The following is an 11490-nucleotide window of genomic DNA, read 5'->3' as shown; positions in this document are numbered from 1 at the left end:
GCGTCTTAGGCCTGGTGGGCGTTGACGTAGTCGATGGCAGCTTGAACGGTAGTGATCTTCTCGGCTTCTTCGTCAGGGATTTCGGTCTCGAATTCCTCTTCCAGAGCCATCACCAGCTCAACAGTGTCAAGCGAATCGGCACCCAGGTCCTCAACGAAGGAAGATTCGTTCTTGACTTCCTCAGCCTTGACGCCCAGTTGCTCGGCGACGATTTTCTTGACGCGTTCTTCGATGGTGCTCATACCTAGTTTTCACTCCTAATGGACATATGTCAGGCAGCTGGCCGGTGACCAAGTTTATAGGAAGACGCCTGCTTTTCAAGCGTAACGCGCCTTCCACCAAGTCACCGGGCCCTCTGCCCGGAATCTGGTTGCAGCTTTATAACGGATTTTAGGCTCGGAGTATGACTCTTTTTTGAAGCAATCCGTCACATTGAGTTGCGGTTTTACATGTACATCCCGCCGTTCACCGGCACGGTGGCGCCGGTGACATAGGCTGCGCCGTCGGAAGCCAGGAAGGAAACCACTTTCGCGATTTCCTCGGCCTGGCCCAGGCGGCCCAGCGGAATTTCCTTCTGCAGGGCCTCGCGCTGCGCTTCTGGCAGCTCACGGGTCATGTCGGTGTCGATGAAGCCTGGGGTCACCGAATTGACGGTGATGCCACGCGAACCCACTTCACGGGCCAGGGCACGGCTGAAGCCTTCCAGGCCGGCCTTGGCGGCAGCATAGTTGGCCTGGCCGGCGTTGCCCATGGCACCCACCACCGAACCGATGCTGATGATACGACCCCAACGGGCCTTGGTCATGCCACGCAGCACGCCCTTGGACAGACGGTAGAGGCTGTTGAGGTTGGTGTCGATCACATCGAACCACTCATCATCCTTCATGCGCAGCATCAGGTTGTCGCGGGTGATACCGGCGTTGTTGACCAGGATGGCCGGCGCGCCGAACTGCTCGCCGATGGCGCCCAGCACCGCATCCACGGACTCGGCGCTGGTGACGTTCAGCTCAAGGCCGGTGCCGTTGATGCCGTGCTCCTTCAGGGTGGCGGCGATACGCTCGGCACCGGAAGCGGTGGTGGCGGTACCGATCACGGTCGCGCCCTGGCGGCCCAGTTCGAGGGCGATGGCCTGGCCGATACCACGGCTGGCGCCGGTGACCAGTGCAACTTTACCTTGCAGGCTCATGCAAGCTTCTCCGAATTCAGGCCAGCGCCGCACGGGTGGCGGCGACAGCGTCTGGGGTGTTGAGGTTGTAGGTGGTCACGCCTTCGGCGCAACGCTTGTTCAGGCCAGCCAGGACCTTGCCCGGGCCGCATTCGACCAGGTTCACCGCACCGCGCTCGGCCAGGGCCTGCACGCACTCGACCCAGCGTACCGGCTGGTACAGCTGCGCCAGCAGGTCCTGCTTGAGGGCATCGAGGTCGGCGGCGATCGCCGCGGTGACGTTCTGCACCACCGGGATCTGCGGCGCTTTCCATTCGATGGCGTTGACCGACTCGGCGAAGCGCTCGGCGGCCGGCTTCATCAGGGCGCAGTGCGATGGCACGCTGACCGCCAATGGCAGGGCACGCTTGGCGCCCTTGGCCTTGCACAGCTCGATGGCACGATCGACCGCAGCCTTGTTGCCGGCGATGACCACCTGGCCCGGCGAGTTGAAGTTCACCGCGCTGACCACTTCATCTTCGGCGGCTTCGGCGCAAATCTCGACCACCACGGCGTCGTCCAGGCCAAGGATGGCGGCCATGGCACCATGGCCGGCAGGCACGGCCTCCTGCATCAGCTGGCCACGGCGCTCGACCAGGCGCACGGCATCTTTCAGCGACAGGCTGCCAGCGGCGACCAGGGCGCTGTATTCACCCAGGCTGTGCCCGGCGACGAAGGCCGGTTGCGCACCGCCCTCGTCCAGCCACAGGCGCCACAAGGCGATGGAGGCGGTCAGAATGGCCGGCTGGGTCTTGTCGGTCTGGTTGAGTTGTTCTTCCGGGCCTTCCTGGACCAGTTTCCACAGGTCGTAGCCCAGGGCCTCGGACGCTTCCTTGAAGGTCTCGACGATTACCGGTTTTTCGGCGCCCAGCTCTGCGAGCATGCCCAGCGACTGGGAACCTTGACCAGGAAAGACGAATGCGAGGGATGCAGACATTGAACAAGCCCTTATGATCTTGTCGTCGGATAGGGTGCGCCAGGCCGCGGGCCAGACGCGCAATCTGAAAGCTTGGATGGAACGGCGGACCAAGCGGTCACATTTAAGCACTTCATCGCGGATATGCCTAAGACCTGTTTTGGCCGCATCACGGCAACAGGTCTTCAAGACGCCCGTGCAGGCGTTGCGGCAGGTTCTCCTGGATCTCGATCAGCGCCCGCTGGATCGCGCTCTGCAAACCCTGCACACCCGCCGAGCCATGGCTCTTGATGACGATGCCCTGCAACCCCAGGAAGCTTGCGCCATTATGTCGCGCCGGCGCCAGGTCGGCCTGCAGGCGCTTGAGCAACGGCATGGCCATGGCCCCCGCCACCCGCGCCAACAGCCCGCCACGGAACAACGCCTCGATGCGCGCACCGATCATGGTCGCCAGGCCTTCGCTGGACTTGAGCAGGATATTGCCGACAAAGCCGTCGCACACCACCACGTCCGCCTCGCCACGGTACAGCCCGTCACCCTCGACGAAGCCGATGTAGTTCAGCCCCCGGGCGTTCTGCAACAGGCTGGCGGCCAGCTTGACCTGCTGATTGCCCTTGATGTCCTCGGTACCGATATTGAGCAACGCCACCCGCGGCCGATGCACGCCCAGCGCCTGGGCGGCCACCGAGCCCATCACGGCGAACTGGTAGAGGTTTTCCGCGCTGCAGTCGACGTTGGCGCCGAGATCAAGCAACTGGCAGTAGCCGGCCTGGGTCGGGATCGCCGCCACCATCGCCGGGCGATCGATACCGGGCAAGGTCTTGAGCACGAAACGCGACAAGGCCATGAGCGCGCCGGTATTGCCGGCACTCACGCAGGCCTGGGCCTTGCCATCACGCACCAGTTCGAGGGCGATGCGCATCGACGAGTCCGGCTTGCCCCGCAACGCCTGCGATGGCCGCTCGTCCATGCCGATCACTTCGCTGGCCGCGACAATCTGCAGGCGCGCGCGATCCGCAGCCGCAAGGCCGCCGACAAGATCTTCAAGGAGGGAGGGTTGACCGACGAGGGTCAGGTGCAGCGAGGGGGTAGCCGATAGGCAGGCAATGCTAGCCTGGACAATGCTGCGGGGACCGAAGTCCCCGCCCATTGCGTCGATCGCGATGATCTGAGCGGACAAGGATTACTCGTCAGCGCCCTTGTCGATCACTTTGCGACCACGGTATACGCCTTCTGGCGAAACGTGGTGACGCAGGTGTACTTCACCGGTGCTCTTCTCTACCGACAGAGCTTCTGCCGACAGAGCGTCGTGCGAACGGCGCATGTCACGGGCAGAGCGGGATTTTTTGTTCTGCTGAACAGCCATAATTGATTAACTCCTAAACGTTTGGGTCACGCTTTAACTGCGCCAATACACTGAACGGGTTGGACCGCGATACCTCGTCCTTGCTCGGCTCGGGCTCATCGAGTCCCGCCGGCTGCTGGCATTCTTCCGGATGATGAGCAGGCACAATTGGCAGGGCAAGCAAAAGCTCTTCCTCGACCAGCGCCTGCAGATCCAATGGATCTTCGCCCAGTTCCAGCACGTCATAGCCTTTCGGCAACGACTGGGTGTTCGCACCCTCCTTCACCACGGCGTACGTACATTCGCTGTGGATCGGCAGGGTGACCAGCTCAAGACAACGCTGGCAAACCATCTTGACTTCGACATCCAGCGCGCTGTGGATAACCACCACGTGCTGTTCATCTCGTTCAAAATCGAACTTCGCCTGCACCGTACCGACATTGTCGGAAAGCGGGTCGCAGAGTCTTTCCAAATCAGCGAGTTGCAGCGAACCTTCGAGGGTTACGCCACGATCAGCCAATTTGCGCGGGTCAACGTGAGGTGGAATCGGGTCATTCAACATAGGCGCAGCATTCTAGGGATGCACCCCCTCCCTGTCAAAGGAAATTAGGTGCCATCTCGCATGTTAGAATTCGGGGCAATTGCCCAGGAGTCTACCATGCTTCCCTTGTTACTGGCTTCCAGCTCGCCCTACCGTCGCGAACTGCTCACCCGCCTGCGCCTGCCCTTCACCTGGGCGAGCCCCGACCTTGACGAACGGCGTCTCGATGGCGAGCCCGCCGTCGAGCTGGTCCGCCGCCTGGCCCGACAGAAAGCCGAAGCCCTGGCCGCCAGTCACCCCGACCACCTGATCATCGGCTCTGACCAGGTGGCGGTACTGGGCGAGCAGATCCTCGGCAAGCCCCACACCTTCGAACGCGCCTGCGAGCAGTTGTTGGAGGCCAGCGGACAGCAAGTCACCTTCCTCACCGGGCTGGCACTGCTGAACAGCGCCACCGGCCACTGCCAGGTCGATTGCGTGCCGTTTACCGTGACGATGCGCGAGCTGGATCGAGAGCGCGTGGAGCGCTACGTGACGGCCGAGCAGCCACTGGACTGCGCCGGCAGCTTCAAGGCGGAGGGCTTGGGGGTCAGCCTGTTCCAGAGCACCCATGGCTGCGACGCCACGAGTCTGATCGGGCTGCCGCTGATTCGGCTGGTGGGCATGCTGCACAAGGAAGGCGTGCAGGTGCCTTGAAAATGCAATCGCGAGGCAAGCCCGCCCCCACCAGGCCAATGAGCGACCCGTGGGAGCGGGCTTGCCCCGCGATGAATGCCACGCCGACTTCAGATCAACGCAGCGAAGGCCCCTGGAAGCCCATGTACAGCGCCAGGCGCTCCGCCACACTGGCACCGATGCGCTTGGAGAAACGATCGAACGGCGACTCCTGCACGGTGAAGTCCACCAGCTCCTTCTCGCCCACGATTTCGCGGGCGACATAGCTGGCACTGCCCAGCCCGTCCACCAGCCCCAGCTCCTTGGCCTGCTCGCCCGACCAGATCAGCCCGCTGAACAACTCAGGGTGATCCTTGTCTTTCAGGCGCTCGCCACGCCCCTGCTTGACCATGGTGATGAACTGGCGGTGCGTGGTATCCAGCACACCCTGCCAGAACGCAGTTTCTTCCGGCTTCTGGGGCGAGAACGGATCAAGGAAGGCCTTGTGTTCGCCCGCCGTGTAGGTGCGCCGCTCCACGCCCAGCTTGTCCATGGCCCCGACAAAGCCGTAGCCCGCCGCGGTGACGCCGATGGAGCCGACCAGGCTGGCCTTGTCGGCATAAATCTCGTCGGCCGCGCTGGCAATGTAGTAGGCGCCGGAGGCCCCCAGGTCGGCGATCACCGCGTACAGCTTGATGGCCGGATATTCGGCGCGCAGACGACGGATCTCGTCGTACACATAGCCCGCCTGCACCGGGCTGCCGCCCGGACTGTTGACGCGCATGACCACGGCCTTGGTCTTCGGATCCTTGAACGCCTCGCGCAGGCTCTTGACGATATTGTCGGCACTGGCAGGCTCCTGATCGGCGATCACCCCGCGCACCTCGACCAGCGCGGTATGGCTGCCGCTGCGCGAGGCAGCCTTGTCCACATCCATCAATGGCGTGAACAGGAACAGGATGCCGAACAGGTAAACGAAGGTCAGCAGCTTGAAGAAGATCCCCCAGCGCCGCGCCCGACGCTGCTCCTGGACACCCGCCAGCAAGGTCTTCTCCAGCAGCTTCCAGCTCTTGCGCTCCTCGCCAGCCTCATCGGCCTCGGGTGCCTTCCACTCGTCAGTCATGCTCACCTACCTTGGAAATTGATCTGCGCAGGCTCGGCCAGCCATTCGCGCAACTGGGAAAAATGCTCGATGCACACTTGCGGACCAAATTCGGCCAGGGCCTGCAGCGACATGGCGCCATAGCCCACGGCGACCGAATGCATGCCGGCATTGCTGGCCATCTGCAGGTCGAACGCCGAATCTCCGACCATCAGCGCCCGCCCGGGTTCGACCTGGCAGTGGGCGAGAATCTCCTCGAGCATCAGCGGATGCGGTTTGCCGCGGGTTTCGTCGGCCGCCCGGGTAATGTCGAAGTAGCTTTCCCAGCCATTGGCCCTGAGCACCCGATTCAGGCCGCGTCGCGCCTTGCCGGTGGCCACCGCCAGACGATACCCCTCGGCACGGAACGCTGCCAGCGACTCGACCACACCGTCGAACAGCGGCGACGGCTGATGATCCAGCGCCATGTAGACATCGGCATAATGCTGGCGGAATGTTTCCACCTGCGGCGGCTCAAGATGCGGATACAGGGTGGCGATCGCCTCCCCCAGCGCCAGGCCAATGATGCCCTTGATCGCCTCGTCGCTGCTGGCGGCCTCCCCGGCACGCCCGGCGGCCACGTTCATGGCCTCGACAATGCGCCCGATGGAATCGGCCAGCGTGCCATCCCAGTCGAAGATCAGCAGGTCATAACTTTTATTCATGGCTCAGGACGCCAACCGCGCAATGGTCTTGGCCCACATCTCGTCCACTGGCGCCTCGAGCTTGAGCTCGCCGCCGTCGGGCAGCGGCACGGTCAACTGGTAGGCGTGCAGGAACAGGCGCTTGCCACCCAGGTCGCGAATCTCGCGGCTGAAGTCTTCATCGCCGTACTTGCTGTCGCCGGCGATCATGTGCCCGGCATGCAGGGTGTGCACGCGGATCTGGTGGGTGCGCCCGGTGATCGGCCGCGCCTCGACAATCGTGGCGAATTCGCCGAAGCGGCGCAGCACACGGAACAGCGTCAGCGCGTCCTTGCCCTCGTCATTGACCTCGACCATGCGTTCGCCGGAGCGCAGGTTGCTTTTCTGCAGCGGCGCATTGACCTGCTTTTTCGAGGTCGGCCAATGGCCGCGCACCAGCGCCATGTAGCGCTTGTCCACGCCATCGCCGCGCAGCGCGGCATGCAGGTGGCGCAGCATGCTGCGCTTCTTGGCGATCATCAACAGGCCCGAGGTATCGCGGTCCAGGCGGTGCACCAGTTCCAGCTCCTTGGCGTCGGGGCGCAACTGGCGCAGCGCCTCGATCACCCCGAAGCTCAGGCCGCTGCCGCCATGCACGGCAATGCCGGCCGGCTTGTTCATCACGATCAGCGCCTTGTCTTCATAGACGATGGCAGCCTCCAGGCGCTGCAACAGCCCCTGGGCCACGGGCGCGGGTTCGTCACGCTCAGGCAGGCGCACCGGCGGCACCCGCACGATGTCGCCGGCCTGCAGCTTGTACTCAGGCTTGATCCGGCCCTTGTTGACCCGCACCTCGCCCTTGCGCAGGATGCGGTAGACCAGCGTCTTGGGCACGCCCTTGAGCGCGGTGATGAGGAAATTGTCGATGCGTTGGCCGGCAAGCTCCGGCGCGACTTCGATCAGCTGAACGCCGGAAGTCGGAGGGGTATTGGTCGTCATGGCGGGATCATAACAATTTTTTATGGAATTGAAGCACTTAATCATAACTGCTATAGTCGCGAACGCCGCCAAAAGCGGCAGGCCAGCGGCATCAGGCTCTACGCCGGCCCTGACCATCGCAATTCCGAGGACGCGAGGCCGTCCTACGGAGCGTTTGCCAGTTTAACTAAATGCCTGGAATCGCCACCAGCGCTGTGTAGAGAAGACCGAAAAAAACGACAAGTGCGGTGTTTCACCTGCTTACCCGCTTCTTTTCGCCGTACCTCTGCCCGCCACCGTCGTTTCCGCGCATTCGGGCGAATGCTTCGGAAATACCTGCCTTGGATATGTCATGGCGCCAGCCCGGAACCGGGCTGGCGAAAAATGCAACCCGTTGCGGATTCAGCGCGCGGCAGCACCGAATTTTCAGGGATACGTGCAGGGTGGAGATGCACAGCCTTCGGACCGTGTGGCACCGAACCCGACCCAGCGCCCCACTCAACGGGCGATGAGCGGGCAAGGTCCTGAACAGACGCCCTCGTGGCATCCACGGACGACCGGTTGATTCCTCCTCCTGACTGAGTGCACCAGGCCCGCTCGATTGATTCGGATAACCTTCGAAAAGCTCGACAGGTCTTTTGGCACCGCAAAACAGGACGCGTCGTCGCGACAACGGCAGGCTGGGCAACCGGCTGGTGCCGAACGTCGTCAGACACGGGGGTGGTTCGCCACCCTTTGCGCACCTTGGCACCGATCATGAAAAGTCGTGTGTGCCGAACGCCGTTTCCGGCAGCCCGGAAACCGACGGTACAACATGAAAAGAATGCTGATTAACGCAACTCAACCCGAAGAGTTGCGTGTAGCCCTGGTGGACGGCCAACGCCTCTACGACCTGGACATCGAGTCCGGTGCCCGTGAGCAGAAAAAGGCCAACATCTACAAAGGCAAGATCACCCGGATCGAGCCCAGCCTTGAAGCCGCCTTCGTCGACTTCGGCTCCGAACGTCACGGCTTCCTGCCGCTGAAGGAAATCTCCCGCGAATACTTCAAGAAAGCCCCTGAAGGCCGGGTCAACATCAAGGAAGTCCTGAGCGAAGGCCAGGAAGTCATCGTCCAGGTCGAGAAGGAAGAGCGCGGCAACAAAGGCGCCGCCCTGACCACCTTCATCAGCCTGGCCGGCCGCTACCTGGTGCTGATGCCAAACAACCCGCGCGCCGGCGGCATCTCCCGCCGCATCGAAGGCGAAGAGCGCAACGAGCTGCGTGAAGCACTGAACGGCCTGACCGTTCCGGGCGACATGGGCCTGATCGTGCGTACCGCGGGCCTTGGCCGCAGCAGCGAAGAAATGCAGTGGGACCTCGACTACCTGCTGCAGCTGTGGACCGCCATCAAGGAAGCCTCGCTGGACCGTACCGCGCCGTTCCTGATCTACCAGGAAAGCAACGTCATCATCCGCGCCATCCGCGACTACCTGCGCCAGGACATCGGCGAAGTGCTGATCGACAGCATCGACGCCCAGGAAGAAGCCCTGACCTTCATCCGCCAGGTGATGCCGCAGTACGCCAGCAAGGTCAAGCTGTACGAAGACAGCGTGCCGCTGTTCAACCGCTTCCAGATCGAAAGCCAGATCGAGACCGCCTTCCAGCGCGTTGTCGACCTGCCGTCCGGCGGCTCGATCGTGATCGACCCGACCGAAGCCCTGGTTTCCATCGACATCAACTCGGCGCGCGCCACCAAGGGCAGCGACATCGAAGAAACCGCCCTGCAGACCAACCTGGAAGCGGCCGAAGAGATCGCCCGCCAGCTGCGCCTGCGTGACATCGGCGGTCTGATCGTCATCGACTTCATCGACATGACCCCGGCGAAGAACCAGCGCGCCGTCGAAGAACGCGTGCGCGAATGCCTCGAGGCCGACCGCGCCCGTGTGCAGGTCGGCCGCATCTCGCGCTTCGGCCTGCTGGAAATGTCCCGCCAGCGCCTGCGCCCATCGCTGGGCGAGAGCAGCGGCATCGTCTGCCCGCGCTGCTCGGGTACCGGCATCATCCGTGACGTCGAGTCGCTGTCGCTGGCGATCCTGCGCCTGATCGAGGAAGAAGCCCTGAAGGACCGCACCGCCGAGGTGCGCGCCCAGGTACCGATCCCGGTGGCCGCCTTCCTGCTCAACGAGAAACGCAACTCGATCACCAAGATCGAACTGCGCACTCGCGCGCGCATCATCATCCTGCCGAACGACCACCTGGAAACCCCGCACTTCGAAGTCCAGCGCCTGCGCGACGACAACCCGGACGTGCTGAACAACCAGTCCAGCTACGAAATCGCCTCGGCCGAGACCGAAGAAGCGCCGCTGCCGACCGCCACCCGCACCCTGGTACGCCAGGAAGCCGCGGTGAAGACCGCGCCGGCCCGCGCCAACGCACCGGTACCGGCCGCCGTCGAAGAGCAGCCAGCCGCCCCCGTGGCAGCGGCGCCTAGCGTACCGGAGCCAAGCCTGTTCAAGGGCCTGGTCAAGTCGCTGGTCAGCCTGTTCGCCGGCAAGGAAGAGCCTGCCGCCGCACCGGCCGTCACCACCGAAAAACCGGCCACCGAGCGTTCGCCACGCAACGAAGAGCGCCGCAACGGTCGCCAGCAGAGCCGCAACCGCAATGGCCGCCGCGAGGAAGACCGCAAGCCGCGTGAAGAACGCAGCGAGCGCGCCCCGCGTGAAGAGCGCCAGCCACGCGAAGAGCGTGCACCGCGTGAAGAACGCGCCCCACGCGAAGAGCGTCAGCGCCAGCCGCGCGAAGACCGCCGTGGCAACCGTGAAGAGCGCGTGCGTGAACTGCGTGAGCCCCTGGATGCCGCACCGGCCCCGGCCGCCCGCGAAGAACGCGCCCCGCGTGAAGAGCGTGCGCCACGTGAGGAACGTGTAGCCCGTGAAGAGCGCGCACCACGTGAAGAACGTGCCCCTCGCGAAGAACGTGCCCCTCGCGAAGAGCGCGCGCCACGTGAAGAACGCGCCCCACGCGAAGAGCGTGCACCGCGTGAAGAACGCGCACCACGTGAAGAGCGTGCACCGCGTGAAGAACGCGCCCCTCGTGAAGAGCGTGCGCCACGTGAAGAACGCGCTCCGCGTGAAGAGCGCCAGCTGCGCCCTGAGGCGCAGGCCGTCGAACAGGCCGCCGAGCTCGCCGAAGAGCAACTGCCGAACGACGAACTGCTGCAGGACGAGCAGGAAGGCGCCGATGGCGAGCGTCCGCGCCGCCGCTCCCGTGGCCAGCGTCGTCGCAGCAACCGTCGTGAGCGCCAGCGCAATGCCAATGGCGAGCTGATCGAAGGCGACGAAGACGCCGGCGAAGAGCAGCAGCCACAACAGCACCAGGCCACCGAGCTGGGCGCTGAACTGGCCGCCGGCACTGCCGTCATCGCCGCCGTTGCCACCAGCAACATCAGCGCCGATGCCGAAGCCCAAGCCAACCAGCAGGCCGAGCGCGCCAGCGCCGCTGTCGCCGAAACCCAGGTGGAAATCACCGAGGTCGTGGCCGAGCAGGTCGCCATCGCCCCGGTGGTCGAGCAACCGGTCAGCGAGCCAGTGGTCGCCGTCGAGCCGAGCATCGAACCGGTGGTCGAAGTAGCGCCGCAGCCAGTGGTCGAAGAAGCCCCTGCCGAGCAGCCTGCCGTCGTCGCCGAGGTGCTGGAAGCCCCTGCCGTGGAAGCCGGTGAAATCGAGCAGCCGCAGGTAGTCGAAGCCACCGTGGTCGAAGCCCCGGTAGCCGAGCAGCCTGTAGCGGTCGTCGAGCCAGTGGTCGAGGCCCAGCCGGAAGTGGCTGAAACACCTGCCGCCGAGCCTGCGCCAATCGTTGCCGAGCAGGCGCCCGAGGAAGCACCGACCCCGGTCGAAGCGCCTTCGGCGATGCTGGCCAACGGCCGCGCCCCGAACGACCCACGTGAAGTGCGTCGCCGCAAGCGCGAAGCCGAAGCTGCAGCCGCCGCTGCCGCCCAGGCCGCTGCCGAAGCCGCCCCTGCGCAAGCGCTGGAGACCGCCGATGAGCACAAGCCTCATCACGGTTGATAGCCTCGGCTGAATGAAAAAGCCCCGCCAGTGCGAACTG

At 64.1% G+C, this 11490-nt stretch carries 11 protein-coding genes; 2 read left to right on the top strand and 9 right to left on the bottom strand.

The features are described 5' to 3' along the window. Nucleotides 1-5 precede the first annotated feature (5 nt). The 6 genes from acpP to ACODS9_RS19745 all read right to left on the bottom strand — a co-directional run bounded on the left by acpP (nt 6) and on the right by ACODS9_RS19745 (nt 4027). Complete coding sequence (gene acpP / locus ACODS9_RS19770; protein ID WP_046856533.1) at nt 6-242, bottom strand: acyl carrier protein; 237 nt, start codon at nt 240-242, stop codon at nt 6-8. Between the two features lie 203 nt (nt 243-445). Then, on the bottom strand, nt 446-1186 hold the full coding sequence (gene fabG, locus ACODS9_RS19765) for a 3-oxoacyl-ACP reductase FabG (protein WP_023630496.1): 741 nt from the start codon (nt 1184-1186) through the stop codon (nt 446-448). 16 nt (nt 1187-1202) lie between these two features. Then, nucleotides 1203-2141: an ACP S-malonyltransferase gene (gene fabD, locus ACODS9_RS19760; RefSeq protein ID WP_401109997.1), complete on the bottom strand. Its 939-nt coding sequence runs from the start codon at nt 2139-2141 to the stop codon at nt 1203-1205. Nucleotides 2142-2289: 148 nt separating this feature from the next. Next, nucleotides 2290-3300 carry a phosphate acyltransferase PlsX gene (gene plsX / locus ACODS9_RS19755; RefSeq protein ID WP_401110000.1) on the bottom strand — a complete coding sequence of 337 codons (1011 nt, stop codon included), beginning with the start codon at nt 3298-3300 and terminating at the stop codon, nt 2290-2292. A gap of 3 nt (nt 3301-3303) precedes the next feature. Beyond that, nucleotides 3304-3486 carry a 50S ribosomal protein L32 gene (gene rpmF / locus ACODS9_RS19750; RefSeq protein ID WP_028690987.1) on the bottom strand — a complete coding sequence of 61 codons (183 nt, stop codon included), beginning with the start codon at nt 3484-3486 and terminating at the stop codon, nt 3304-3306. 13 nt (nt 3487-3499) lie between these two features. Further along, nucleotides 3500-4027, bottom strand: coding sequence for a YceD family protein (locus tag ACODS9_RS19745; RefSeq protein WP_023630499.1), 528 nt, complete (start codon nt 4025-4027; stop codon nt 3500-3502). A gap of 96 nt (nt 4028-4123) precedes the next feature. On the opposite strand from ACODS9_RS19745, the gene ACODS9_RS19740 reads away from it, so the two are divergent. After that, a complete protein-coding gene (locus ACODS9_RS19740) occupies nt 4124-4702 on the top strand; it encodes a Maf family protein (RefSeq protein ID WP_489094555.1) in 579 nt (192 codons plus the stop codon). Between the two features lie 94 nt (nt 4703-4796). Here the strand turns inward: ACODS9_RS19740 and ACODS9_RS19735 are convergent, their stop codons facing one another. Genes ACODS9_RS19735 through rluC form a run of 3 tightly spaced genes read right to left on the bottom strand, consistent with a single transcriptional unit; the run spans nt 4797 to nt 7423 of the window. Then, nucleotides 4797-5783, bottom strand: a complete 987-nt coding sequence (locus ACODS9_RS19735; protein WP_489094554.1) for a S49 family peptidase — start codon at nt 5781-5783, stop codon at nt 4797-4799. Between the two features lie 2 nt (nt 5784-5785). Continuing rightward, nucleotides 5786-6466, bottom strand: a complete 681-nt coding sequence (locus tag ACODS9_RS19730) for an HAD family hydrolase (protein WP_489094553.1) — start codon at nt 6464-6466, stop codon at nt 5786-5788. Nucleotides 6467-6469: 3 nt separating this feature from the next. Continuing rightward, on the bottom strand, nt 6470-7423 hold the full coding sequence (gene rluC / locus ACODS9_RS19725; protein WP_046856538.1) for a 23S rRNA pseudouridine(955/2504/2580) synthase RluC: 954 nt from the start codon (nt 7421-7423) through the stop codon (nt 6470-6472). Nucleotides 7424-8216: 793 nt separating this feature from the next. On the opposite strand from rluC, the gene rne reads away from it, so the two are divergent. Next, the gene (rne, locus tag ACODS9_RS19720) at nt 8217-11450 is read left to right on the top strand and encodes a ribonuclease E (RefSeq protein WP_489094552.1); all 3234 of its coding nucleotides are present in this window, start codon (nt 8217-8219) and stop codon (nt 11448-11450) included. Nucleotides 11451-11490: the final 40 nt, after the last annotated feature.

The organism is Pseudomonas sp. FG36, assembly GCF_057809275.1.
The sequence above is the reverse complement of the archived record's forward strand: the minus strand, read 5'-3'. Positions and strand labels throughout refer to the sequence as shown.

Bases quoted from the DNA above. Each gene is read 5' to 3' on its own strand.
- acpP (WP_046856533.1), bottom strand. From the start codon at position 242: ATGAGCACCATCGAAGAACGCGTCAAGAAAATCGTCGCCGAGCAACTG.
- fabG (WP_023630496.1), bottom strand. From the start codon at position 1,186: ATGAGCCTGCAAGGTAAAGTTGCACTGGTCACCGGCGCCAGCCGTGGT.
- fabD (WP_401109997.1), bottom strand. From the start codon at position 2,141: ATGTCTGCATCCCTCGCATTCGTCTTTCCTGGTCAAGGTTCCCAGTCG.
- rpmF (WP_028690987.1), bottom strand. From the start codon at position 3,486: ATGGCTGTTCAGCAGAACAAAAAATCCCGCTCTGCCCGTGACATGCGC.
- ACODS9_RS19745 (WP_023630499.1), bottom strand. From the start codon at position 4,027: ATGTTGAATGACCCGATTCCACCTCACGTTGACCCGCGCAAATTGGCT.
- ACODS9_RS19740 (WP_489094555.1), top strand. From the start codon at position 4,124: ATGCTTCCCTTGTTACTGGCTTCCAGCTCGCCCTACCGTCGCGAACTG.
- ACODS9_RS19735 (WP_489094554.1), bottom strand. From the start codon at position 5,783: ATGACTGACGAGTGGAAGGCACCCGAGGCCGATGAGGCTGGCGAGGAG.
- ACODS9_RS19730 (WP_489094553.1), bottom strand. From the start codon at position 6,466: ATGAATAAAAGTTATGACCTGCTGATCTTCGACTGGGATGGCACGCTG.
- rluC (WP_046856538.1), bottom strand. From the start codon at position 7,423: ATGACGACCAATACCCCTCCGACTTCCGGCGTTCAGCTGATCGAAGTC.
- rne (WP_489094552.1), top strand. From the start codon at position 8,217: ATGAAAAGAATGCTGATTAACGCAACTCAACCCGAAGAGTTGCGTGTA.